The following is a 25,963-nucleotide window of genomic DNA, read 5'->3' on the forward strand; positions in this document are numbered from 1 at the left end:
CGCGTCACTACAGCGTAACCAGGCGTTCTGCCGCTGCCAGCAGCGTCGATTCTTGCTTAGCAAAACACAGGCGAATCAGCTTATGTGGGAAAGGATCGGCGCAGAAAACGGACAGTGGTATCGCCGCCACGCCGACCTCTTTAGTCAGCCATTGGCAAAACGCCACATCGTTGAGATCAGAAACAGCACTGTAATCAATCAGTAAAAAGTACGTCCCTTCGCAGGGTAGTATTTCCAGCCGACTGTCACGCAGCGCATTCACCAGCACATCACGTTTTCTCTGATAAAACGCGGGCAGCTCACGGTAGTGCGTCGGATCTTCGCGCAGCATATCCGCCAGCGCCAGTTGTGCCGGCGTGTTGACCGAGAAGGTTAAATACTGATGGACCTTACGTAACTCCGCGCTGATAGCCGGTGGCGCAACACAATACCCCACTTTCCAGCCCGTCATATGATAGGTTTTGCCAAATGATGAAACGGCAACTGCACGCGCCCTTAGTTGCGGATGCGCCAGCACGCTGGCATGCCCATGCGTGGCAAAACAGATATGCTCGTAGACTTCGTCACTGACAACATAAATCTCATGCCGGTTAATGGCCTGCCATAACGCCTCAAAGTCCGCCTTCTGCCATACCGTAGCCGAGGGGTTATGCGGTGTATTTAGGATCACCAGCCGGGTGCGGTCACTGATTAGCGCAGCAAATTCCTGCCAGTCGACGCGAAAAGACGGCGGTTGCAGCGCGATGCGTTTAACCTCGCCGCCGGATAATTCAATCGCGGGCGCATAGCTGTCGTAGCTCGGGTCAAAACATATCACCTCATCGCCAGGCCGTACCAGTGCCGTGATCGCGGCGTACAATGCTTCCGTTGCCCCCGCAGTAACGGTCACTTCGATATTTGCGTCGGGTCTATAGCCGTACAACTGCGCGGTTTTATCCGCAATGGCCTCTCGCAGCGGCTGTACGCCCGTCATCGGCGCATACTGGTTTGCGCCATGCGCGACGTGATACGCCAGACGTTCTTGTAAAAAGAGTGGACCATCAAAATCAGGAAATCCCTGCGAGAGGTTAATGGCCTGGTGCTGCTGCGCCAGCGCGCTCATTTGCGTGAAAATAGTGGTGCCCAGATTAGGCAGTTTGCTTTGCGGAATCAGCGGGTTATTACTCATTATTGTTATCCCAGCGTGTGATGTTGTGGTTGAAGCCACTATAGCACGATGCTAGTATTTGGCAATCAAGACGTTCAGACGTCTATATAAAAATAACCTGCCTGGACAGGACAGCCAAAAGGACAACACAACATGAGTAATACCGAGATTCGCGTCGTCACCGGCCCGGCTAACTATTTTTCCCATCGCGGCAGCCTGTCGAGACTCAACGATTTTTTCACAAAGGATCAACTCTCACGCGCCGTCTGGGTATATGGTGAGCGCGCCATCAATGCAGCCCGGCCTTATCTGCCAGAGGCCTTTCATCTTGCCGAGGCTAAACACCTGCTGTTTACGGGTCATTGCAGCGAAAAAGATGTTGGGCAACTGGCAACAGAGTCAGGAGAGAATCGCAGCGTGGTGATTGGCGTGGGCGGCGGGACATTGCTCGACACAGCCAAAGCGCTGGCGCGCCGCCTTGGTTTACCCTTTGTAGCAATCCCAACCATTGCCGCCACCTGTGCTGCCTGGACGCCGCTGTCCGTGTGGTACAACGATGCAGGTCAGGCACTGCATTTCGAAATTTTCGATGATGCCAATTTTTTGGTACTGGTAGAGCCAGAGATCGTGCTTAATGCGCCAGACGCGTATTTGCTGGCTGGTATCGGGGACACGTTGGCGAAATGGTACGAAGCGGTTGTGCTCGCCCCACAGCCTGAAACCTTGCCGCTGACTGTACGTCTTGGCATCAACGGCGCATTGGCGATCCGCGACGTTCTCCTTCAGAGCAGCGAGCAGGCGCTGGCAGATAAGCAGCGTGGTGAACTGACCCGTGCATTTTGCGACGTGGTGGATGCGATCATTGCCGGAGGCGGCATGGTCGGCGGTCTGGGCGAGCGCTACACCCGCGTGGCGGCGGCACACTCGGTGCATAATGGCCTGACCGTCCTCCCGCAAACGGAGAAATTTTTACATGGCACCAAAGTAGCGTACGGCATACTGGTGCAGAGTGCGTTGTTGGGACAAGATGCTGTGCTGGCGCAGTTAATTACCGCCTATCAGCGCTTCAATTTGCCAACCCGGTTGGCTCAACTGGAAGTGGACATCCAAAACCGCGCCGAAATCGATAAGGTGATTGCGCATACCCTGCGCCCGGTGGAGTCCATTCACGCGCTGCCGGTGGAGCTAACACCGGAAACACTGCGTGCGGCATTTGAGAAGGTAGAGACGTTTACGGTGTGACTATGGTGCAGGTTGCCTGATGGCGGCTTCGCCTTATCAGGCCTACGGCCAATGCAATGTTGTAGGCCGGATAAGCGTTAGCGCCATCCGGCAAAAAATCAACAGCACTTCGCGCCACCTTTGCCCCCATAGCGCGCATCCTGGCGCTCGCGGAAAAATTCTTCGTAGGTCATTGGCGTTTGGTCCGGATGCGTGACGCGCATATGCTCAACATAGTTGTCGTAATCCGGCACACCGATCATTAACCGGGCGGTTTGACCTAAATACTTCCCGGCTTTGGCGAGTGTTTCAAACATAGTGATTCCCTGTCGTACAAACGCCCTCCCCGTTCAGGAGAGGGCTCATTGGTTAAGAGAATATTAGTGCGCGCCTTTCGCCTGCGCCACGATCTCTTCGACATTCTCAGGCATCGGCTCGTACGGCGTCTCTTTCGACGTTGGTTTGTCCTCTTTCAACGCTGCCAGCGCAGTTTTGATGGAGAACAGACCCAGCACCACAACGACTACCATGAAGAAGATGGTGAGACCCGCATCCAGGCGGTTGTTAAACACCAGCTGCGTCAGCTGCGACTGGGTGTACTGCGCCGGAATGTTACCGCTGTCGATCATCGCCTGGAATTTGTTGGCGATAGCCAGGAAGCCGATTTTCGCATCCGGGCTAAACGCTTTCTGCCAGCCAGCGGTCAGGGTACAAATCAGCAGCCAGGCGGTTGGCACCAGCGCCACCCATGCGTAGCGCTGGCGTTTCATCTTGAATAGCACCACCGCACAGAGCATCAACGCCATACCGGCCAGCATCTGGTTGGCGATACCAAACAGCGGCCACAGGGTGTTAATACCGCCCAGTGGATCCACCACGCCCTGGTGCAGGAAGTAACCCCAGGCCAGTACGCACAGCGCCGTCGCCAACAGGTTCGCTGGCAGCGAATCGGTACGTTTCAGCCCTGGTGACACCACGCCCAGCAGATCCTGCAGCATAAAGCGCGCGGCGCGCGTACCGGCGTCTACTGCCGTCAAAATAAACAGGGCTTCAAACAGAATGGCGAAGTGATACCAGAATGCCACATCCATCATGCCACCCAGCGCACCGTGCAGAATATACGCCATGCCCACCGCCAGCGTCGGCGCGCCGCCTGCACGGGAGATAATGGATTGTTCGCCGACATCGTTCGCGATCTGATGCAGCGTATCAGGCGTGATAACAAAGCCCCAGCTGCTCACGACCTGTGCCGCTGACGCAACCACATCGGTGGTTCCGGCAGGTGCCAGTACCGCCATCGGGCTGTTCATCGCAAAGTAGACGCCCGGGTCGATAACGCAGGCCGCTACCAGCGCCATAATGGCGACAAAGGATTCCATCAGCATCCCGCCATAGCCGATAAAGCAGGCCTGACCTTCATTCGCCAGCATCTTCGGCGTGGTGCCGGAGGCAATCAGCGCGTGGAAACCAGAGACTGCGCCGCAGGCGATGGTAATAAACAGGAACGGGAACAGGTTACCGCTCCAGACCGGGCCGGTACCGTCAACAAACTTGGTCAACGCAGGCATGGTCAGCGTCGGGCGCATGATCAGGATCCCTACCGCCAGACCCACAATGGTGCCGATTTTCAGGAAGGTAGAAAGGTAATCACGCGGTGCCAGCAGCAGCCAGACCGGCAGCACGGCAGCCACGAAACCGTAACCCACCAGCATCCAGGTCAGCTGTACACCGGTAAAGTCAAAATAAGGGGCCCAGGTAGGACTCTCCGCCACCCAGCCACCGGAAATAATGGCAAATACCAGGAACACCAGACCGATGACCGACACTTCGCCAATGCGCCCCGGGCGCAGATAACGCAGGTAAATCCCCATAAAAATCGCCAGCGGGATAGTGAACGCTACGGTGTAAGTTCCCCACGGGCTGTGGGTTAGCGCTTTCACGACTATCATCGCCAGTACCGCGAGGATAATCACCATGATCATAAAACAGGCCACCAGCGCAATAACACCCGCCGTTGGGCCCATCTCTTCTTTCACCAGTTCGCCAAGGGAACGACCATCGCGACGGGTAGAAACAAACAGCACCATAAAGTCCTGCACCGCGCCGGCCAGCACTACCCCGGCGAGCAGCCAGATCATCCCCGGCAGATAGCCCATTTGCGCCGCCAGCACCGGTCCAACTAACGGACCCGCTCCGGCAATCGCTGCAAAATGGTGACCAAACAGTACTTTTTTATCGGTGGGAACATAGTCCAGACCGTCGTTATGACGCACGGCTGGCGTCATACGCGTCGGGTCCAGCGCCAGTACATTTTTCGCGATGTACAGGCCATAGAAACGGTAAGCGATAAGATAGACACAGACCGACGCCACGACTATCCACAACGCGTTGATCTGTTCACCACGGTTTAATGCGATATAGCCGAGGGCAAATGCTCCCATTACGGAGAGCACTGTCCAGACGAGGTACTTCCCTGATTTATTCATAGTTGTTATCCGTTGTCCTATCCAGAGAGATGTTACATTTTGTTTCTATAACATCTTTTCTGGATTTAACAACCTGACAACCATGCAAACCCGAAGTATCACTGAGTATTTACATTACATTGTTAACTAGATCACTTCATTTACCTGTTAACCCTGCAATTTCATTTTACTTTGCCGGGTGACTTCACCCCATCACCGCCGTGCCTAAACGGCAGGTGCAGCAGCGCCGCCCCTGTTCATCAAAGATGACGATTTCCCAGCTTTGATTCTGTCGCCCAAGATACAACGGCTGGCACACACCGCGCACTTTCCCCTGCGATACTGCGCGGTGATGCGTGGCGTTCAACTCAGTTCCCACCACACACTGCCCGTCTCGAGTCATCAGATAACCCGCCATTGACCCCAACGTTTCCGCCAGAGCCGCCGACGCGCCGCCGTGCAGCAAACCAAACGGCTGATGCGTACGCTCATCCACCGGCATTTCGGCTTCCAGCACATCATCACTCAGTCGGGTATAAACCATGCCCAGATGCGCCACCATGGTGTTCTGACTGGTGGCATTCAGTTCATCCAGCGTTAAATGACGTTTCCAGATCATCGTCATGCCCCCAGCGTGGAGCCGCCGTCCACCACAATATCCTGCAACGTAATGTGGCTGGCCAGATCGGAGGCGAGGAATAAAATCGTGTTGGCGATCTCCTGCGGCCGGGCGATTTTCCCCAACGGAATGCCGAGCTTAAACTGCTCGCCAAACCCTCGAATACGCTGCTGTTCCGCATCATCACTGACCCACAACGTACGCTGCATGTCGGTATCGGTCGAGCCTGGCGAAACCACATTGCAGCGCACGCCGCTGCCCGCCAGTTCAAGTCCCACGGTTAGCGCCAGGCTTTTCAGCGCGGCTTTTGACGCCCCATAAGCACTCATGCCGATACGCGGCGTGTGCGCCGCATCCGATGCGACGGTGACAATTGCCCCGCCCCGCTGGCGACGAAACTGCGCCATCGTCTGCTGAAACAAATTGAATGCTCCGCCCACGTTGACGGCAAAGGTATGCTGCCAGTCCTCCACGCTCAGCGCGTCGGTTGGTCCCATACGCAGGATCCCTGCGGCGTTCACCAGTATGTCGAGACGCCCGGTATTCGCCAGCAAACGCTCGCATACCTGCGCCACCTGCTGCGCGTTCGCCACGTCCATCACCTCAGTGGCAAAGGGATACTCTGCCAGCGCGAACTCGCGGTCGAAGCCCGTAACCTGTGCCCCGGCGTCAACAAACGCCAGCGCCGTGGTGTAGCCAATGCCTTTTCCCGCGCCGGTTATCCAGACGGTTTTCCCTGTGAAATCAAATCCGGCCATCACTTCACCTCGCGGGAGAGCAGCGTCCACCAGGCGTCAATGGTCGGTTTTTTCGCCAGCATCACAAAGTCGATATCGCCATGCACTTTCCGCCAACGGGCCGCCAGCGCCATCATACGTACTGAGTCCAGACCGTAATCGATTAAGTTTTCGTCATCCATTGGCTCTTCAGACTCATCGAGTAGCGGCAGAATCACGCTGCGCAGCGCATCTTTACTGTCCGGAACAGACGTCGGCAGTAACTCCTGGGTCATCACCACGCGACCGGAACGCCCCGCCACGTATTTCAGCGACATCAGGTGTTCATCACGGCTAAAGTCCGCCAGCGCATCTGCGACCATAAACGGCTTAATATCACGCATGAAGGCATCAGTCGCGGTGGTCATGCAGCCAATATGCGCATACACGCCGGTGATGATCAGCTGGTTACGTCCAGTGTCTCTTAGCATCTGCTCCAGCGGTGAACGATGAAACGCGCTGTAACGCCATTTAACCAGAATGGTATCCGCTTCGTCCGGTGCCAGCGCATCGACGATTTTTTGCTGTTCAGGCGAGCGCGTCAGACCGGGTCCCCACATATCATTCAACAACGCACGGTCTTCATCGCTTTGTTCTTTCGGCTGCGCGGTGTAATAGACCGGAATATTATGTGCTTTACAGTACTGACGCAGCGCGGCGATGTTGGCCACTACCTGTTCCATCATCGGGCAGTTCTCGCCCCAAAAGCCGATAAAATAGTCCTGCATGTCGTGGATTAGCAGCGCGGCGCGTTCTGGTTCAAATGCCCAGTCAACTTTATTTGCCGGAACATCAAGCGCCGTTGGCAGCGCATAAGCCTGCAGTTTAGGGATTGCCATTTCTTCTTCTCCTTCAGGCCGGTGAACGTGATGCCAGCCACTGACGTAATTGTTTTTTATCCACTTTGCCTACCGGGGTCAGCGGCAATGACTCAACGCACTCGACACGGTCCGGCAATTTGAATTCCGCCACGCCCTGTTCGCGCAGAAAACGACGCACCTGTACCGCGCGCAGCGGCTCTTTCACCACCAGGCAGGCGCAGCTTTTCTCGCCCATCAGTTCGTCATCCACACTGACCAATGCCGCATGAATCACCGCCGGATGGCGCAGTAACAAGTTTTCGATTTCTTCGGCAGCGATCTTCTCCCCGCCGCGGTTAATCTGATCTTTCTCGCGCCCCTGCACGGTGATGTAACCATCCCGATCGATGGCGATCAGATCACCAGAGCAATAGAATCCGTTAGCATCAAACGCGCTGGCATTGTGTTCAGGGCTATTGAAGTAACCCCGGAAGGTGTACGGGCCACGCGTCATCAGGCGTCCGGTCTCGCCCTGTGGTAAAGGATTACCGTCAGCGTCTGCCACCCAAACCTCATCGTCAGGGCACATCGGACGGCCCTGGGTATTGATGATGCGCTCGGGACTGTCGTCCAGACGGGTGTAGTTCACCAGCCCTTCCGCCATACCGAAGACCTGCTGCAACTGGCAGCCTATTTCCGCCGGAATGCGAGCGGCAAGCGAAGCCGAAAGCCGCGCGCCTCCCACCTGCAACAGTTTCAGCGAAGCCAGTTGTGCGTTACTGCCCCACTCCTGAATTGCCTGCAGCCACAGACTCACCGCTGGCGGTACCAACGCCGTAACGTTTACCTGATGCTGTTCAATCAACGGAAAGCACAACGTCGCGCTCGGGTCTGCCGCCAGCACCACTGTTCCACCCGCGAGGAAAACGCCCAGCGCGCCAGGCGAACTCATGGCGTAGTTATGCGCCGCTGGAATAGCGCACAGATAGCGCGTTTCTCCAGTGAAATGGCAAATCTCGTTGCTGCGGCGCACGCTGTAGTAGTAATCATTGTGGGTACGCGGGATCAGCTTTGGCGTCCCGGTCGTGCCGCCGGAAAGCTGGAAATACGCCACTTCATCGGCAGGCGATGGCGTGGCGGTAAACGCCGTTGCGGGTTGGCTTATAGCCGTTTGCAGATTGTGTTCGCCGTCATCATTGAGCAACTGGACCACGCGCACTGAATTGTGTTCGGCAACAAAGATATTCAGAAACTCGTCGTCACTGAATAACGCATGCTGGCGATCGGCAATCAGTAACGCCGGTTTAATTTGCGCTGCGTAGGCGTTGAGTTCGTTACGCTGATGGCTAAACAGTGCCAATACGGGAGCCACGCCCAGTTTGAGCAGTGCGAAGAAAGTGATATACAGCTCAGCCACGTTGCCTAACTGCACCAGTGCGGTCTCGCCGGATTTGATCCCCTGACAACGCAGGCTACAGGCAAGATTATCCGTCGCCTGATTTAACTGGCGGTAGCTAAGATGGCGTTCCCCGTCAATCACCGCCGTCTGGTCGCAATCGGCGTGGCGGGTCAGAATGTCGGTCAGCGGCAAATCCTGCCAGTAGCCTTTTTCACGGTAGCGGCGGGCAAACTCTTCCGGCCAACGGGTGAAAGGAATACTCATTATTGCTCCTTAGAGCCTGTCGATAAGGCCTGAATAGCCTGGTAGACCAGGCGCTTAATGCAGTCCAAAAACATTCAACATGGTGGATAGCTTAGCACCTGTTTCACGCCACTCCGCAATCGGTGACGAGGCGGGCACAATGCCGGCTCCGGCGAAAAAACGTACCTGATTACGCAGCAGTTTCGCACAGCGGATCGTCACGACCCATTCGCCGTTGCCCTGCGAATCACACCAGCCAACAATGCCGCCGAAAAGTTCGCGATCGAACGGCTCCAGTTCGGCGATAAGTTTACGTGCGACCTGATGCGGGAAGCCACTTAGCGCCGGTGTTGGATGCAGCAGACAAGCCAGCGTCAGTGCGTTTTCCTGGGCATTGGCTTTACCTTCAAACGGGGTACCGAGATGCCAGAGCGTGGGCGTGGTGACCAGTTGCGGAGACGAAGGAAGTTGCAACTCGCTGCTGCGATCGCGCAGAACCGCTTTCATCGCCTGGGTGACCAGTTCGTGTTCATGGCGATCTTTCTCGGAAGCTAACAGACGGATCCCAGCCTCCCGGTCCAGAACATCGTCCGGTTGGCGACGCGCAGATCCCGCCAGCGGCAGCGAACTGAAATGGTCGCCTTCTTTGCGTAACAGCAATTCTGGGCTGGCGCCGATCAGTACACCGCCATCGTCGATGGGCACATGGAAGTTGTAGCTTGCCGGGTTTTGCGCTACCAGCCGCTCCAGCAGCGCACCACTGTCGATATTGGCGTCGGCGGTCACATCAATCAGGCGAGACAGCACCACTTTGTCGACTTCCGGGGTTGACGTCAGCGCCGCTGCTCTGGCGACCATATCTTCGAAAAAATCCTGCTCAGGAATCGATTTACGCTCAACGACATTCAGCGACTGATGGGCAGTAAAGTAACGTGCTGATTGCTGCTTTGCCGTGCGTGAGAAGCTTTGCCATGATTTAGGAATAAACAGCGACGAGGGCTGGCGGGTGTCAAAGGGAATGGCCCCTACCATAATGGGGTTTGCGATGCCCTGCGATTTGGCCTGCGCAAACAGTGCGTGCATTTTCTGTTGGAAAGGGCTGTCTGGTGAATCACCATCAATTGCCGGTTCCGCATAGCGGGCGAAGCATCCTGACGTCGTAAAACTACGATACGGCGACATAAAGAAAAAACTGTCGGGAGCGAGAGTTGCCATAGTCTGCGTTTTTTCCTCGGCCAGTGACGTGTCCATATCATCCTCCATAAAATGATAAAGGCTTTAATAATGATTATCATTTATATTTTCGGTCGCTAACCTAAAAGCAAAGCGTCAGTATGTCAACTCTTGTGGTAACACAATGTGCGACTTAGGCTTGCATCCCTGACGCGTAACAATGAAAATGAGAAGCATTAACCACATTGATAACAGGAAGCTTATTTGTGAGATTTTCCGCGTTTTACCGCACTGCGCTGTTACTGGTTGGACTCGTTATTTCAGGAATTTCTTTAAGCCATGCCGCTGACTGGCCACGCCAGGTTACCGACAGCCGCGGCACGCACACGCTGGAACATAAGCCACTGCGCATTGTGTCCACCAGCGTCACGCTCACCGGTTCTCTGCTCGCTATTGATGCGCCTATCATTGCCAGCGGTGCCACGACACCGAATAACCGTATTGGTGATGCTCAGGGCTTTTTACGCCAGTGGAGCGACGTCGCCAAAGAACGCAAACTGAGCCGCCTGTATATTGGCGAGCCGAGCGCCGAAGCCGTTGCAGCACAAATGCCGGATCTGATTCTGGTCAGCGCCACCGGGGGAGATTCCGCGCTTGCACTGTACGATCAACTGTCCACCATAGCCCCTACGCTTATCATTAATTACGACGACAAAAGCTGGCAGTCACTGCTGACACAATTAGGTGAAATCACCGGGCAGGAGCAACAGGCAGCGGCGCGTATTGCTGAGTTTGATAAGCAACTGCTCGCGGTAAAGCAACGTATCCCCCTGCCGCCACAGCCAGTCAGTGCGCTGGTGTATACCGCAGCCGCACACAGCGCCAACCTGTGGACGCCGGAGTCCGCGCAAGGCAAGCTGATGGAACAGCTCGGTTTCACGCTGGCACCACTACCTGCCGGACTACATACCAGCCAGAGCCAGGGTAAACGTCACGATATTATCCAGCTTGGTGGTGAAAACCTGGCGGCGGGTCTGAATGGCGAAGCGCTGTTCCTGTTTGCAGGCGACAGCAAAGATGCCGATGCGATTTACGCTAATCCACTGCTGGCGCATCTGCCTGCTGTGCAAAACAAACGCGTTTATGCGCTGGGCACGGAAACCTTCCGTCTCGACTACTACAGCGCAACGCTGCTGCTGCAACGTCTGTCGGCTCTGTTTTAATTGCCAGCGCCGGATGCGGCTAACGCCTTATCCGGCCTACAATCCGTAGAGCATAACGCGATCAGACATTCACGGGAACTTGCCGGAATCGGCGCACTTCTCCCAACAACAGCAGCAGTAAAAGACCGACAATCACCAACCCAAACCCACTGACGCTTGCCGAGGCCGCAGGCGTCATCATCGCCCCCAGCCCCCCTAACAGCGCCGCGCCAATCGCATCGCCGGTGACGTTCTGTGCGGTCCACAAACCGTTAATTCGCCCGAGCATCGCTTCCGGCGTCTGCGTCTGTAACAGGGTGTACTGCAACAAAGAACTGACCGCACTCAGCCAGCCAAACAGCGCCAGACAAACCACACCAAGCTGCCAAACGGGCATCAAGCCAAACAGACCGATAGCCAGGAAAGAGGCCACAGTTGATGCCAGCATAATCAGACCCGGACGCACGCTGTGCGCCAGTTGCCCACTGGTTAAAGCCCCGATGGCCGCGCCCAGGGGAATAGCCGCATACAGTAACCCAATCTGTGCGCTCGACATCTGCCAGTTTATCGCCAGTGCCGGATACAGCACGCGCACGGCGCTCGCCATGGTCAACAGACCGCCAAGCAGCGCAATGCCGCCAATCAGCGGGCTGGAAAGCAGAAAGCGAAATGCTGCCAGCAGCGATTTCAGAGGATGCTCGCGCGGCTGCGGCGGAGGCGGTAATGCGGGAAGGCTCAACAACGGCAGCAAGGTAATAAATGTACCCGCCGCCGCCAGGCCGTAGTTCCAGGCCACGCCACCGGTCGCCAGCAACACCCCACCAAGCATTGGCGAAATCACCGATCCCAGACGCACAGTCAGCATGGTAATCGCCCCGGCCTGCATCAGATTTTCACGCCCGACCAGCGCCGGCGTCGCCGCCAGCAACGCAGTGACACCCAGCGAGGCGAAAAAGCCATCCCATAAACCAAGAATATAGATAGCCAGCAACGACGGTTCGGGCAGCAGTGCGTTCAGACACAGGCCAATAAAACCGATCCCACAGGTTCCGCGAGCCAGCAGGATCACCTTTTTGCGCTCATAGCGATCGGCCAGTACGCCGCCCACCATCAGACCAATAAACATGGCGCTCCCGGTCAGCGTAACCGACAAACCGACCTGCCAGGTCGACTGCGTCATCATCTGGATCTGTACCGGGACCGCAACCCCCAATAGCCCCAGAGAGACAATGGAAATAAAACGGGCGAGGAAGACGGCGCGAAATGCAGGATGGGTCTTTAACAGGCTGAGATTAAGCAGCCAGGATTGTCGATTCATTACAGAGCCTTACCAGGTACTTTTTCAATATCCATTCAATGGCTGCACATGCTAACATATCCAAATAAGATCGATAACGATAATTACTATCATTATCAGGGAAGTTGATATGTCATGCTCTATTTCCGTGACACGCGCCTTCGCCGTGCCCGGACTGTTGTTACTACTTGTTCTCACCACGGCATTAAGTCTGGTTATTGGCGCAAAGTCGCTGCCCACCTCCGTGGTATTTGATGCACTCACCGGCAGTTGTCAAAGCGCCGATTGCACCATCGTGCTGGACGCGCGACTCCCGCGTACGCTGGCAGGGCTCCTCGCAGGTGGTGCACTGGGCCTGGCGGGTGCGCTGATGCAAACGCTCACGCGAAACCCTCTCGCCGATCCCGGTATTCTGGGCGTCAACTCTGGTGCCAGCTTTGCTATTGTGCTGGGGGCCGCACTGTTCGGCTTCTCCTCTGCGCAAGAACAACTGCTGATGGCTTTTGCCGGTGCGCTGGTCGCATCGCTGATCGTGGCATTTACCGGCAGTCAGGGCGGCGGGCAGCTCAGTCCGGTACGTCTGACATTGGCCGGTGTTGCGCTGGGTGCTGTTCTGGAAGGATTATCCACAGGCATCGCCCTGCTCAACCCGGACGTCTACGACCAGTTGCGTTTCTGGCAAGCCGGTTCACTGGATATCCGCAGCCTGCAGACGCTGAAAGTCGTGCTGATCCCGGTCCTGATAGCCGGTGCTGTCGCGCTGTTTCTTAGCCGCGCTCTGAATAGCCTCAGTCTGGGAAGCGACACCGCAACGGCGTTGGGTAGCAAAGTTGCGCGTACCCAGTTTATTGGCCTGTTGGTGATTACCGTACTGTGCGGAAGTGCGACCGCCATCGTCGGCCCTATCGCCTTTATCGGCCTGATGATGCCGCATATGGCACGCTGGCTGGTGGGCGCAGATCATCGCTGGTCGCTGCCCGTCACTCTGCTGGCCACCCCTTCCCTGCTGTTGATTGCCGATATCATCGGTCGTCTGATTGTGCCCGGCGAGCTGCGCGTCTCGGTCGTCAGCGCGTTTATCGGCGCGCCGGTGCTTATCTTTCTGGTACGCCGTAAATCGCGCGGGGGTGGCGCATGATGCACCTCTCCCGTCGCCTGATTGTCAGTTGTCTGCTGCTGGTCGTCGGTTGCCTGGCCGTTGGATTGTGGAGCCTGCGTAGCGGTGCCGTTATGCTCGAGACCCCGCAAATTATTGCCGCCCTGTTCGGTGATGCACCGCGTAGCATTACGCTGGTGGTGACCGAGTGGCGATTACCACGCGTGTTGATGGCGCTGCTGATTGGCGCGGCGCTGGGCGTTAGCGGCGCGATATTCCAGTCATTGATGCGTAACCCGCTGGGTAGCCCGGACGTGATGGGCTTCAATACCGGTGCCTGGAGCGGCGTACTGGTGGCAATGGTGCTGTTTGGTCAGCATCTTACCGCCATCGCACTGGCGGCAATGCTCGGCGGGATCCTGACTTCGCTGGTGGTCTGGGCGCTGGCCTGGCGCAACGGCATCGACACCTTCCGGCTGATCATCATCGGGATCGGCATTCGCGCTATGCTGGTGGCCTTCAACACCTGGCTGCTGCTGAAGGCGTCCTTAGAAACCGCGCTGACCGCCGGGCTGTGGAACGCCGGATCGCTCAACGGTCTGACCTGGGCGAAGACCTGGCCTTCTGCGCCGCTGATTATCGTGATGCTGGGGTGCGCCGCGCTGTTGGTACGCCGCCTGCGTTTACTGGAAATGGGTGATGACAGCGCCTGTGCGCTCGGTGTTAGCGTTGAACGCTCACGTCTGATGATGATGCTGGTCGCCGTGGTGTTGACCGCTGCGGCCACCGCGCTGGCAGGACCTATCTCGTTTATTGCCCTGGTTGCCCCACACATCGCGCGTCGGCTTAGCGGCACGGCACGTTGGGGATTAACGCAGTCGGCGCTGTGCGGCGCCCTGCTACTGCTGATGGCCGATTTATGCGCTCAGCAGCTATTTATGCCTTATCAGCTTCCGGTTGGCGTTGTCACCGTAAGCCTCGGCGGTATTTACCTTATCGTCTTGTTAATTCAGGAGTCCCGCAAAAAATGACCGAATCAGTAGCCCGTTTGCGTGGCGACCAGTTAACGCTGGGTTATGGCAAGTTTACCGTGGCAGAAAACCTTAATGTCTCGATCCCCGATGGTCACTTCACTGCCATTATTGGCCCCAACGGTTGTGGAAAGTCCACGCTGCTACGTACATTGAGTCGTCTGATGACGCCCGCGCACGGCAAAGTCTGGCTCGATGGTGAACATATTCAACATTACCCCAGTAAAGAGGTCGCACGCAGAATTGGTCTGCTGGCGCAAAATGCCACCACGCCGGGCGATATTACCGTGCAGGAGCTGGTTGCTCGTGGGCGTTATCCACATCAACCTTTATTTACCCGCTGGCGTAAAGAAGATGAAATCGCGGTAACCCACGCGATGCAGGCCACGGGGATCACACATCTGGCGGCGCAAAGTGTGGATACCCTCTCCGGCGGTCAACGACAACGCGCGTGGATAGCGATGGTACTGGCACAAGAAACGTCGATTATGCTGCTCGACGAACCGACCACCTGGCTGGATATCAGCCATCAGATTGATCTGCTGGAGCTGTTGAGTGAGCTAAACCGGGAGAAAGGTTACACGCTGGCCGCCGTTCTGCACGACCTGAATCAGGCGTGTCGCTATGCCACCCATCTGATTGCACTTCGTGATGGAAAGATCGTCGCCGAGGGTGCGCCGAAAGAGATTGTCACGGCAGAGCTCATTGAAAAAATCTATGGGCTACGGTGTATGATTATCGACGATCCGGTTGCCGGAACGCCGTTAGTGGTTCCGTTAGGACGCACTGCAAACAGGTAAATCGCGCCACCTCCGCAGAGGTGGCGAGTCTATTTATTGGATATCGTTGAGCAAGTCACGCATGACTGGCCCAATCTTCTCGAAAGCCATTGGCGTAATGATATCAACGTGCGCGCAGTCCTGGCGATAAATATCCAGACTGGAAATCCACGGCGACCAACTGCGTTCCGGGCTGACTCCCGGCGGTAACGTGCGTTCAGCAACAAACAGCGTCGCGTGTCCCGCAAAAGGTACGCTATGTGCCGTACTCAGCAGTCGAACCGCATCGGCGTAGTTACCTTCAATGGCACTAAACAATGCGTCGGATGCATTGCTCTGCTGAGCAGTCAGAAACGCCTCCCGCTCACGATCAATTTCCGCCAACACTTCCGGATCGAGTCCATTGGCCTCTTTTTCCGACCAATTTTGCGTTTCCGGCGGCCAGGTATCCAGCAGGCCGAGAAACGCGACCGTTTCTCCACGCGCGTGTAATCGGGCAGCAATGCCCTGCGCCAGCGTACCGCCCAACGAGTACCCAATCAGATAATAAGGTCCATGAGGTTGCTGACGAAGTAACGTTGCCAGGTGCTGTTCGCACACCGCATCCAGGTTTTCTGCTGTTTGCATCGGGCCATCCGGTCGCGGTGACTGGATACCCATAATCGACCACTGTGGAGGAAGATAGCGTGACAACACGCTAAACTGCCAGGCGAAACCCGATGCCGGATGGAAGCAGAACAACACAGGACCATCGCTTTCACGCAGCGGCAGCAGCGTTTCAAATCCCAGCCGTTGCGACTGCTCGTCATCATTGCTATCCAGCAATGCGCTGAGCTGTTCGACGGTCGAGGCCACCATAATCTGCCCAGGCGTTACCTGGCGCGCAAAAATGCGGCTCAACTGCGCGGCCAGCTTCATCGCCAGCAGCGAATGCCCGCCAAGCGCAAAGAAATCCGCTTCAACATCATTGACCTCGCAGCCCAGCAAGGCCGTGAACGCCTGAGCAATAGTGGTTTCAGTCCCTGCTCGCGGCGCCCGCCCTTCCTGACGTGACGTCAGTTGTGGCATTGGTAACGCTTTACGATCCAGCTTGCCGTTGGCGCTGAGCGGGAGCTCCGCCAGTTGCAGCAGCACTGTCGGTACCATATGTGCAGGCAGGGTTGCGCGCAGACTCTCGCGCAATGCCGAAATATCCAGCGGTAAACCCGATTGTGACACCAGATAGCCCACTAACTGGCGCGCATCGCCGCCTGTCGCTACCGCCTGATTGAATACGCAGGCATGGGCAACAGCATGCTCCACATCTGGTAGTTGTTGCATCACCCGATCAATCTCGCCCAGTTCAATACGCTGCCCACGAATTTTTAGCTGGTCATCACTGCGCCCAAGATATTCCACCGCACCATTTTCCAGCCAGCGCGCCACGTCTCCGGTACGATACATACGTTCGCCTGGGCTAAAGGGATCGGCAACAAAACGGCTCGCCGTCAGATCCGGACGCCCCAGATAACCTTGCGCCAGTTGGATCCCTGTCAGGTACAGGTCACCGGCGACACCAATGGGCACTGGACGCATCATGGCATCGAGGATCCGCAAACCGGTGTTCCAGACCGGATAGCCGATGGGTACGCTGTTGCCGGTTACGGCAGCGAGCTCCTCACCCCAGGCTGGATACCAGCTTACATCTACCGCCGCCTCGGTTGGCCCATACAAATTGTGCAGCGGCGCGTGGGTCAGTTGCTCCCATTCGCGGCACAATTCTGCCGGCAGCGCTTCACCGCTACAAAACACCTGTTTCAACGTGGAGCAGCTTTCCCGCGCCGTTTCTTGCGTCAGTGAGCTCACAAATGCCGCCAGCATCGACGGTACAAAGTGCGTTGTCGTCACCCCAAACGTCGCGAAGAACTGTTGCATCGCCAGCGGGTCGCGATGTGCCTCTGGTTCAGCCATCACCAGTTTTGCGCCGGCAATGAAAGGCCAGAAAAATTCCCAGACCGAAACATCAAAACTGCATGGCGTTTTTTGCGCCACCACATCGTCGGCCGTCAGCGGATAGTGATTCTGCATCCATAGCAGACGGTTAACGATTGCGGTTTGCCCCACCATCACTCCTTTTGGTCTGCCCGTCGATCCGGAAGTGAAGATGATATAGGCCGTATGATTTGGTCGTGATAAAGCGAATGGTGTGTCATCTTGCTCTGGCAGCGGAGCGGTGTAGCACAGGCTTTCCAGCCCAGGGATACCGCTAAAACGAACCCGTTGTTCATCAGTAGTGATAAGCAACGTAGGTTTGGCGTCTTCCAGCATCATCCGCAGACGATCGTCCGGATATCCGGTATCCAGCGGTAACCAGGCTGCCCCCGCTTCGACGATGCCGTGCAGCGCCAGCGTCAGGAAAACGGAGCGCGGTAAGGCAACCGCCACGCTGTCCCCCGGGCGCACACCGCGTTCGCGCAGCAGTTTTGCCAGTGCCACCACCTGCTGACGCATTTCGCGATAGCTAAACTGATAGCGGGCATCGGCCAGCGCCGGGGCATCCGGTGTTTTATCGGCCTGTTGCGCCACCAGCGCGCTCAGCGTAGTGGACGGGATCTCCACGCTCGTGTCGTTAATCTTCGCCAGCCGCTCATGTTCTGTCGGTAACAACATTTCGGCGTCGCCGCAGCATAGCGATGGATTGTCGGCAAACTGCTCGATAAGCGCGATTAAACGCGAGGCATGCTGCGCCAACGTAGCGGCGTCATATCGCTGCTTATTCGCCAGAATTTCAATGCTCAGCCCACCGTTTTCATCCGGGAACAGCGCCAGCTCCAGATCGTTCACCGGTCCTGTCGCCAGCGTATGGGTGTGCGCCTGTACGCCGGGAATATTCAGCTGATAATCGAATATTTTCACGTTCAGTACCGGGCCAAACAGTGGTTCAGCCCCGGCTGCACGCCCGCTGTCGCGGACAATTTGTTCGGCATCATAGCGCTGGTGTCGGCGCATTTTCTTCATCTGCCCGGCCAGCCGTTGCGCAAGCGCAGGGAGACTTTCTGCTGCATCAAGTCTCACGCCAAAGGGCAGGACATTTAACACCGGTCCGGTAGCGGTAAGCGCAGCTGATCCCATACGGCGCATAAAGATAAACCCGGCAGCATAGTCCATTCGGCTGCATAAACGACCGAGCCACAATGCAACCAGCGCCAGCGCCAGATCCGCACGCTGAACATCTGGCATACGTGACGCAAGCTGGCGGAATGAACCTTCAGGTGCAGTTAACTTCATGCGAATAATATCCGCGCTGGCTGAGCGACCTGGCAGCGGTTTGTTCGACAATGAAGCCGGCGGCGGCAGTTGTTGGCGTTGCTCAGCCCAGAATGCGCTATCACGTTGCCAGGCATCGCTTTGACGATACTGTTGATACTCTTCCACGACCTCGGCAAACGGCGTAAATGGCGAGGCTGGCGTGGATTCACCGCGCAGCCACGCTGTGTAAATTGCAGCAATCTGGCGGGTAATAGCCGGGAAACTAAAGCCATCAACCAGTAAGTGATGATAGCGCTGATACCAGTACCAGCGTTTATCTCCCACCTGAATGAGCAGATGGAAGACCAGCGGCTTGCCACCGTCAGCGCGCAGATCCTGTTGCAGATCCGCCCGCATCAACGCACGTGCCGCCTCGTGCGGACTGGATTCATTGCGTAAATCGAGAATGTCAGGTTCAGCAAAGGTGAGCGTAGGATCAACCCATTGCCAGATTTCACCGTTATCCTCAGTGAACTGCATCCGCAGGGTATCCGCATGCTCCAGACCGGCCACGACTGCCTTTGCCAGCAGTGGTGCATTCAGTTCACCGGTTAATTCGACATAGTGTGCAACGCTCCACGCCGAGGGCAATGTGGAGAGCTTTTCTGCCATCCAGATCCCCGGCTGGGCCGCAACTAAAGGTAAGCGCTGAGTCATTGCGCCTCCTGTACATCGACATAGTTCGCTGGCGTCAGCGTGGTCCAGTTCGCATCCAGCCATTGCTGGCAGACTTCCTGCGACTGCGGTTCGCACACAACCGTCCAGCCAGCAGGAAGTGAGCACTGCTGAGGCCAAAGGCTGAATTGACGTTGTGGGTTTTGCAGAATGTAAAACTGTCCCTGCGGGTTATCGAAGGGGTTACTGAATTCCATACTCAACTCCTGTCGTGGAACATCGTCCGGTTAAAGCGTGTCGGTGAGCGGTTGCCAGAGCGTCATCAGCCCTTGCATTAAGCCGCCGCGCCAGCAAAGCGCATCATGACCACCCTCAACCTGACGCCAGAAAATAGACTGTGGTGCAGAGGGAAATTGGGCGAATAGCGCCTGATTAGCACGAAAAATAATCGGCTCGCGGGTCCCGGCTTCCAGCACAATACGTAGACCCTGAACGCTTACCGTTCCGGCCTTCAGTTGTTCAATAATCACGCCATCCTGATGACCACCGCGATGCGGCCACCAATAAGATCCGGACTGACTGAGTACGCAGCCAAACCGTTCCGGCCAGTTCAGGCCAGCATACAGCGAAGCCAAACCGCCAAAACTTTGCCCGGCAACCACCGTACGCTGCGGGTCATCGGTGAATGGCGTCGTGGTTTTGACCAGCGGCAATAATTCCTGCTGAACTGCCAGCCAAAAATCAGCGTTACACGGCAACTCATGGCTGCGATGCGGCGTATCAATGGCATCAATCAGGAGATATACCGCGGGAGGAAGCTGGCCACGATGAGTGAGTGAGGTCAGCGCCGGCCAGACAGGCAGACTGTGTGCCCAAAATTGTCCGTCCAGCAGAATAGCCAGGGGACGTTCTTGCGGGTTGGCTTCACCGGTGGTGAAAACCCACACCCGGCGCGTATTACCCAACCGATCGCTGTGCCATTGCAGGCATACTGCGGGCAAGTCGGGATTTTCAGGGCGATCCCATCCTGGCTGTACGGGAGCATCTGGCATCTCCAGCGCAGATACCGCGTGACCACGACCGCCCTGCCAGCTCTGTGGATTAAGAGGATCGGCAATGGCCTGCGGCAGCAGTTGTCGCCAGCCTTCGCGTAGCACAGTGCGATCGGGTGTTTCACCCGGTGCCAGCGTAGCAAAAATATCGTTCCGTTCTGTTGGAATAAAACAGTAACTGCCGCGCCAGTTAGCGCTCAGGGAAATGCTACAGCACCAAACATTCGTTCCATCAATGCGTTGCATCGACTGAGGGGTAGCGTTTTGATGATGATCGGTGACGCCGGTAATGTAGACCCACACGCGGTGAATGGCGGACTCTTTTTCCGTTCCCTGCGGGTCACGCCACCAGAACGTTACCCGATAATTTCCGTTGTCTTCACGCTCCCACTCCGGGCCTTTTTTCGACTGCCACCACGCCTCGCTTCCCATCATTAACGTCGTCACCGCCATAACCCCATGTTTATTGTGAAATTTTATATTTGAGCGTGAAATATATTGATAATATTATTGATAACTATTTGCATTTGCAATAGCGTATTGACGCGCTGTGGGAAGCGCACACAGTTTTTCACCACTTATAAACCGACCTGGCGCTGCGTACTTTTTCTGGAACGGAGGGGTTTACGCAGATGCGGGCGACATCAGGCCTGGTGCCCAAAACGGCACACGGGTACTCGTGGCTAAAAGAAAGCAGGACATACAATGAACAACAAGATTCATTCACTGGCCTTATTGGTCAATTTAGGGATTTACGGGGTAGCCCTGCCCGCGATGGCAGAAGATAAAACCGATAGCGCCGCCATCTCTCATGAAGACACCATCGTCGTTACCGCCGCTCAGCAGAACCTGCAGGCTCCAGGCGTTTCGACCATCACCGCAGATGAAATCCGTAAGAACCCTCCGGCTCGCGACGTGTCGGAAATCATCCGTACCATGCCAGGCGTTAACCTGACCGGTAACTCAACCAGCGGTCAACGTGGCAACAACCGTCAGATAGACATTCGCGGCATGGGCCCGGAAAACACCCTGATTTTGATCGACGGCAAGCCGGTCACCAGCCGCAACTCTGTGCGTCAGGGCTGGCGCGGCGAGCGTGATACCCGTGGTGATACCGCCTGGGTGCCGCCGGAAATGATCGAGCGTATTGAAGTGCTGCGCGGCCCAGCCGCGGCACGCTACGGTAACGGTGCTGCGGGTGGCGTGGTGAATATCATCACCAAAAAAGGCAGCAGTGAATGGCACGGCTCCTGGGATACCTATTTCAATGCCCCGGAACACAAAGACGAAGGTTCGACCAAACGCACCAACTTTAGCCTGAACGGCCCAATGGGCGGAGATTTCAGCTTCCGTCTGTACGGTAATCTCGATAAAACCCAGGCCGACGCATGGGACATCAACCAGGGTCATCAGTCAGAACGTACCGGCACATATTCAAATACCTTACCCGCCGGTCGTGAAGGGGTGATCAACAAAGACATCAACGGTATTGTGCGTTGGGATTTTGCCCCACTTCAGTCACTGGAACTGGAAGCGGGTTATAGCCGCCAGGGCAACCTGTACGCGGGTGACACGCAAAATACCAACACTAACCAGTTGGTGAAAGATAACTACGGTAAAGAAACTAACCGTCTGTACCGTCAGAACTACTCGCTGACCTGGAACGGCGGCTGGGATAATGGTGTCACCACCAGCAACTGGGTGCAGTACGAACATACGCGGAACTCTCGCACGCCGGAAGGTCTGGCCGGTGGAACAGAGGGGATCTTCGACCCGACTGCTTCACAAAAATATGTCGATGCCGACCTGAATGACGTCATGCTGCACAGTGAGATCAGCATTCCGTTGGATCTACTGGTCAATCAAAACCTGACGCTGGGTACTGAATGGAACCAGCAGCGCATGAAGGACATGCTGTCTAACTCGCAGACCTTTATGGGCGGTAATATTCCAGGCTACAGCAGCACCGATCGCAGCCCATATTCGAAAGCCGAGATCTTCTCTTTGTTTGCCGAAAACAACATGGAGCTGACCGACAGCACCATGCTGACACCGGGTCTGCGTTTCGACCACCACAGCATTGTGGGCGACAACTGGAGCCCGTCGTTGAACCTGTCTCAAGGTTTGGGCGACGACTTTACGCTGAAAATGGGTATCGCGCGCGCCTATAAAGCACCAAGCCTGTACCAACTCAACCCGAATTACATTCTGTACAGTAAAGGCCAGGGCTGCTATGCCACCGGTTCTGCCAGCGGTATTGGCTGCTACATGATGGGTAACGATGACCTGAAAGCTGAAACCAGCATCAACAAAGAGATTGGTCTCGAGTTCAAACGTGATGGTTGGCTGGCTGGCGTCACCTGGTTCCGCAACGATTACCGAAACAAGATTGAAGCGGGTACGGTACCGTTTGACAGAACCTCTATCAGCAAGAAAAACGCAACAACGGGCAAGACTACAACAACCTACACCGATATCTATCAGTGGGAAAACATTCCTAAAGCGGTGGTAGAAGGCCTGGAAGGAACGTTGAACGTGCCGGTTAGCGAAACCGTTACCTGGACCAACAACATCACCTACATGCTGCAAAGCAAGAATAAAGAGACTGGCGAACGTCTGTCGATTATTCCTGAGTACACGCTGAACTCAACATTGAGCTGGCAGGCGCGTGAAGATCTGTCACTGCAATCCACCTTTACCTGGTACGGCAAACAGCAGCCGAAGAAATACGATTACCAGGGTAAACCGGTAACCGGCAGCTCGGCACAAGAAGTGAGTCCGTACAGCATCGTCGGCCTGAGCGCGACCTGGGACGTGACCAAAAACGTCAGCCTGACCGGCGGGGTGGATAACGTCTTTGACAAACGTCTGTGGCGTGAAGGCAATGCCCAGACCACTGGCGATATCGTTACCGGTAATTATATGGCGGGCGCTGGCGCGTACACCTATAACGAACCGGGTCGTACGTGGTTCATGAGCGTGAATACACACTTCTGATAGCGTTGTTCCCTCTCCTCCCGGTGGGGAGAGGGAAACGATACAAAATCATGCGTACAACACACACATCGTTGCCTTTCGCAGACTATTCGCTGCAGATCATCGAATTTGATCCCAACAGCTTTCACGAGCACGATCTGCTCTGGCTCCCTCACCATGCCCAGCTAACCGCTGGCGCACGTAAACGTAAAGCAGAGCACCTGGCAGGACGTATCGCCGCAATACATGCTTTACGTGAATACGGTATCAAAACGGTGCCCGGCATCGGCGAGCAGCGACAACCGCTGTGGCCACATGGCCTCTTTGGCAGTATCAGTCATAGCGCGACAACGGCACTGGCTGTCGTCTCACGCCACCCCGTCGGACTGGATATTGAGGCTATTTTTTCGCCGCAGGTCGCAGCTGAGCTGGCTGACAGCATTATAGACAACACTGAGAGAAAGGTTTTGCTTCATGCGTCACTCCCCTTTCCACTTGCCTTAACCCTGGCCTTCAGCGCCAAAGAGAGTCTGTATAAGGCGTTTTCAGCGCACTTGACGCACCTTCCGGGCTTCTCCAGCGCCAACGTTATCGCTCTCACCACGACGCAGATCACCTTGCAAATCACGCCGTCATTTTCGCAAAGCCTCGCCGGGCTGAGCGTTAACGTTAGCTGGTTGCAGCGTGAAGAAAACATCATTACCCTATGCCCGGCCCCGCCATCATACTCGCCAGCCTTTTCTGTTTGAGTGGTCAGGGAAAACGCACTATGCCGGTTGAAACGCCGCCAGCGATCGGCGTTGTCGCCCGTTTTCATCAAAGTTATCCGCTGCCAGCCAACGCTGCAAAACAGCGTCACACTGTGACCACTCATCGTCAATCATTGATAGCCAGTCGCTGTCGCGATTACGGCCCTTGCGCACCATCTTTTGGCGAAAACGCCCTTCATGGATAAACCCTAAACGCTCCGCCGCACGTCGGGATGCAATGTTCAGGGAATCACATTTCCACTCCACGCGGCGATAGCCCAGCGCAAACGCCTGGCGCAGCAACAGCCAGACGGTTTCAGTACCCAGCACCGTATTCTTCATTCGTGGCGACCAGGTCACATGGCCTATCTCGACCGAGCCATTTACAAGGTCGATCGCCATAAATGAGACTAACCCCACGGCGCGACCGGATTGTAAATCAATCACCGCATAGGGAACCAAAGTGGCATCCGTTGATTTACCCGTGACCCAGCGCACGGCCTCCTCTACGCTCGCCGGACGCGTGCTGGCAAGCCAGGTCCAGTCACGTTCGTCAGGTGCCTGCGCGTAGGCGTCAAACAAATCGGCGGCATGGCGGTCAGCATTCAGGGGCTCCAGACGGCAATATTGTCCGATAAGCACACTCCGTGGCAGCGCAGTTGCGCCATTCCAGTCCGGCAGGGCATCTCCCACCGTCTGCCCATACAGATTTATCTCTGGCACTGTTCAACCCCTGTTATGCAAGCAAAAACCAATTTATAGCACCCGCCATTTCACCTTCAAAGCACTGGTCAGGGATTTCTCACGCGGAACAGAAAATCGCCGCTCTTCTATACTGATTAAAAATCAACGCTCAGGGGAACACTATGTCACTTCCCGATTTTCATGTCTCAGACCCCTTTACGTTAGGTATTGAACTGGAAATGCAGGTAATCAATCCTCCGGGCTACGATCTGAGTCAGGACGCGTCCAGGTTGATTGACGCCGTGAAGTCAGAACTCACTGTCGGCGAGGTGAAGCACGATATCACCGAAAGTATGCTGGAAATGGCGACCGGGGTGTGTTGCAATGTTGACCAGGCGGCCGCGCAGTTTTCCACCATACAACACCTTGTTTTGCGCGCAGCCCAAACGCTTCACCTCGAAATCTGCGGTGGTGGTACGCACCCATTTCAGACATGGCAGCGTCAGGAAGTGTGTGATGACGAACGCTATCGGCGGAACCTGGAGAACTTCGGCTACCTTATTCAGCAGGCAACGGTTTTCGGTCAGCATGTTCATATCGGTTGTGCCAACGGTGACGATGCGATTTACCTGCTGCACGGCCTGTCACGATTTGTCCCCCACTTTATTGCGCTCTCTGCGGCCTCCCCCTATATGCAGGCTGCCGATACACGCTTTGCCTGCGCACGGCTGAACATTTTCTCCGGATTTCCCGATAATGGCCCGATGCCGTGGGTAAGCAACTGGCAGGAATTTACCAGGCTCTTTCGCCGACTGGCGTATACCAGCATGATTGACAGCATTAAAGATTTGCACTGGGACATCCGCCCCAGTCCGCATTTTGGCACGGTAGAGGTACGGGTGATGGATACCCCGCTGACCCTTGAGCATGCTCTCAACATAGCCGGTCTAATTCAGGCTACCGCCCACTGGTTACTCACCGAACGGCCATTCAGGCATCAGGAAAATGATTATCTGTTGTACAAGTTCAACCGTTTTCAGGCCTGTCGTTTTGGTATGGAAGGAATACTCACCGACGTGAATACCGGGGATCACCACTGCCTGGCGGATGACACGCTACGCTTACTGAACACTGTCACTGCGTCGGCTGAAAAAGTGGGGGCAGCGAGTGCCGTTCACACCTTACATCAGCAGGTGAAAAAGGGTCACAATGAGGTGCGGCACATGCGTGATTTTGTGGCAAACGGTGGCTCGCTGAGTGGACTGGTGAAAAAACACTGTGAGATCTGGGCGGGGCATTAAGCGCGACGTTTGCGTTAACCAACGAGATCCCGGACAATGGCTTTTTAACT

General features: G+C 55.9%; 21 protein-coding genes. 8 read left to right on the forward strand and 13 right to left on the reverse strand.

From position 1 onward, the window contains the following. Positions 1-7: 7 nt before the first annotated feature. Positions 8-1,168: a pyridoxal phosphate-dependent aminotransferase gene (locus EHN13_RS09935; protein WP_124021320.1), complete on the reverse strand. Its 1,161-nt coding sequence runs from the start codon at positions 1,166-1,168 to the stop codon at positions 8-10. 132 nt (positions 1,169-1,300) lie between these two features. Between EHN13_RS09935 and EHN13_RS09940 the strand changes: the two genes are divergently transcribed. Continuing rightward, positions 1,301-2,389, forward strand: coding sequence for an oxidoreductase (locus EHN13_RS09940; protein ID WP_101742380.1), 1,089 nt, complete (start codon positions 1,301-1,303; stop codon positions 2,387-2,389). Between the two features lie 98 nt (positions 2,390-2,487). Here the strand turns inward: EHN13_RS09940 and EHN13_RS09950 are convergent, their stop codons facing one another. From EHN13_RS09950 to entC, 7 genes are all read right to left on the reverse strand, one after another. Next, positions 2,488-2,685, reverse strand: coding sequence for a YbdD/YjiX family protein (locus EHN13_RS09950; protein ID WP_003022064.1), 198 nt, complete (start codon positions 2,683-2,685; stop codon positions 2,488-2,490). A gap of 63 nt (positions 2,686-2,748) precedes the next feature. Beyond that, positions 2,749-4,854: a pyruvate/proton symporter CstA gene (gene cstA / locus EHN13_RS09955; RefSeq protein ID WP_016152202.1), complete on the reverse strand. Its 2,106-nt coding sequence runs from the start codon at positions 4,852-4,854 to the stop codon at positions 2,749-2,751. A gap of 184 nt (positions 4,855-5,038) precedes the next feature. Further along, positions 5,039-5,452: a proofreading thioesterase EntH gene (entH, locus tag EHN13_RS09960; RefSeq protein ID WP_048212612.1), complete on the reverse strand. Its 414-nt coding sequence runs from the start codon at positions 5,450-5,452 to the stop codon at positions 5,039-5,041. A 2-nt stretch (positions 5,453-5,454) separates the two neighbouring features. After that, the gene (gene entA / locus EHN13_RS09965) at positions 5,455-6,210 is read right to left on the reverse strand and encodes a 2,3-dihydro-2,3-dihydroxybenzoate dehydrogenase EntA (protein WP_124021321.1); all 756 of its coding nucleotides are present in this window, start codon (positions 6,208-6,210) and stop codon (positions 5,455-5,457) included. After that, positions 6,210-7,067 (reverse strand): isochorismatase, encoded by an 858-nt coding sequence (locus EHN13_RS09970; protein WP_061067495.1) that lies wholly within the window; start codon positions 7,065-7,067, stop codon positions 6,210-6,212. Before EHN13_RS09970 ends, entA begins: the two co-directional genes overlap by 1 nt. Positions 7,068-7,080: 13 nt before the next feature. Further along, complete coding sequence (entE, locus tag EHN13_RS09975) at positions 7,081-8,691, reverse strand: (2,3-dihydroxybenzoyl)adenylate synthase EntE (protein ID WP_124021322.1); 1,611 nt, start codon at positions 8,689-8,691, stop codon at positions 7,081-7,083. Between the two features lie 54 nt (positions 8,692-8,745). After that, entirely contained in the window at positions 8,746-9,921 is a 1,176-nt protein-coding gene (entC, locus tag EHN13_RS09980; protein WP_115600786.1) for an isochorismate synthase EntC, read from the reverse strand. Positions 9,922-10,109: 188 nt separating this feature from the next. Between entC and fepB the strand changes: the two genes are divergently transcribed. Then, a complete protein-coding gene (fepB, locus tag EHN13_RS09985; protein ID WP_124021323.1) occupies positions 10,110-11,066 on the forward strand; it encodes a Fe2+-enterobactin ABC transporter substrate-binding protein in 957 nt (318 codons plus the stop codon). 61 nt (positions 11,067-11,127) lie between these two features. Here the strand turns inward: fepB and entS are convergent, their stop codons facing one another. Then, entirely contained in the window at positions 11,128-12,363 is a 1,236-nt protein-coding gene (gene entS, locus EHN13_RS09990) for an enterobactin transporter EntS (protein ID WP_048212330.1), read from the reverse strand. 109 nt (positions 12,364-12,472) lie between these two features. On the opposite strand from entS, the gene fepD reads away from it, so the two are divergent. Genes fepD through fepC form a run of 3 tightly spaced genes read left to right on the forward strand, consistent with a single transcriptional unit; the run spans position 12,473 to position 15,269 of the window. Then, on the forward strand, positions 12,473-13,480 hold the full coding sequence (gene fepD / locus EHN13_RS09995) for a Fe(3+)-siderophore ABC transporter permease (protein WP_124021324.1): 1,008 nt from the start codon (positions 12,473-12,475) through the stop codon (positions 13,478-13,480). Beyond that, positions 13,477-14,469, forward strand: a complete 993-nt coding sequence (gene fepG, locus EHN13_RS10000) for an iron-enterobactin ABC transporter permease (RefSeq protein WP_048212332.1) — start codon at positions 13,477-13,479, stop codon at positions 14,467-14,469. The genes fepD and fepG overlap by 4 nt, the downstream gene beginning before the upstream one ends. Continuing rightward, positions 14,466-15,269: an iron-enterobactin ABC transporter ATP-binding protein gene (gene fepC, locus EHN13_RS10005; RefSeq protein WP_005123456.1), complete on the forward strand. Its 804-nt coding sequence runs from the start codon at positions 14,466-14,468 to the stop codon at positions 15,267-15,269. Before fepG ends, fepC begins: the two co-directional genes overlap by 4 nt. Positions 15,270-15,302: 33 nt before the next feature. Here fepC and entF read toward each other — a convergent pair whose 3' ends face one another. Genes entF through fes form a run of 3 tightly spaced genes read right to left on the reverse strand, consistent with a single transcriptional unit; the run spans position 15,303 to position 20,656 of the window. After that, on the reverse strand, positions 15,303-19,193 hold the full coding sequence (gene entF / locus EHN13_RS10010) for an enterobactin non-ribosomal peptide synthetase EntF (RefSeq protein ID WP_124021325.1): 3,891 nt from the start codon (positions 19,191-19,193) through the stop codon (positions 15,303-15,305). Next, positions 19,190-19,408, reverse strand: coding sequence for an MbtH family protein (locus EHN13_RS10015; protein ID WP_061067489.1), 219 nt, complete (start codon positions 19,406-19,408; stop codon positions 19,190-19,192). The genes entF and EHN13_RS10015 overlap by 4 nt, the downstream gene beginning before the upstream one ends. Positions 19,409-19,438: 30 nt before the next feature. Next, the gene (gene fes, locus EHN13_RS10020) at positions 19,439-20,656 is read right to left on the reverse strand and encodes an enterochelin esterase (RefSeq protein ID WP_124021326.1); all 1,218 of its coding nucleotides are present in this window, start codon (positions 20,654-20,656) and stop codon (positions 19,439-19,441) included. Between the two features lie 252 nt (positions 20,657-20,908). On the opposite strand from fes, the gene EHN13_RS10030 reads away from it, so the two are divergent. Both EHN13_RS10030 and entD read left to right on the forward strand, forming a co-directional pair. Then, positions 20,909-23,200: a TonB-dependent siderophore receptor gene (locus tag EHN13_RS10030; RefSeq protein ID WP_124021328.1), complete on the forward strand. Its 2,292-nt coding sequence runs from the start codon at positions 20,909-20,911 to the stop codon at positions 23,198-23,200. A 50-nt stretch (positions 23,201-23,250) separates the two neighbouring features. Further along, entirely contained in the window at positions 23,251-23,928 is a 678-nt protein-coding gene (entD, locus tag EHN13_RS10035; protein WP_101742368.1) for an enterobactin synthase subunit EntD, read from the forward strand. 18 nt (positions 23,929-23,946) lie between these two features. Here entD and EHN13_RS10040 read toward each other — a convergent pair whose 3' ends face one another. Further along, entirely contained in the window at positions 23,947-24,651 is a 705-nt protein-coding gene (locus tag EHN13_RS10040; RefSeq protein WP_124021329.1) for a GNAT family N-acetyltransferase, read from the reverse strand. A gap of 143 nt (positions 24,652-24,794) precedes the next feature. Between EHN13_RS10040 and EHN13_RS10045 the strand changes: the two genes are divergently transcribed. Continuing rightward, positions 24,795-25,913 (forward strand): YbdK family carboxylate-amine ligase, encoded by a 1,119-nt coding sequence (locus EHN13_RS10045; protein WP_061067482.1) that lies wholly within the window; start codon positions 24,795-24,797, stop codon positions 25,911-25,913. Positions 25,914-25,963: the final 50 nt, after the last annotated feature.

Source organism: Citrobacter youngae, from assembly GCF_003818115.1.
Lineage (GTDB): Bacteria > Pseudomonadota > Gammaproteobacteria > Enterobacterales > Enterobacteriaceae > Citrobacter > Citrobacter youngae.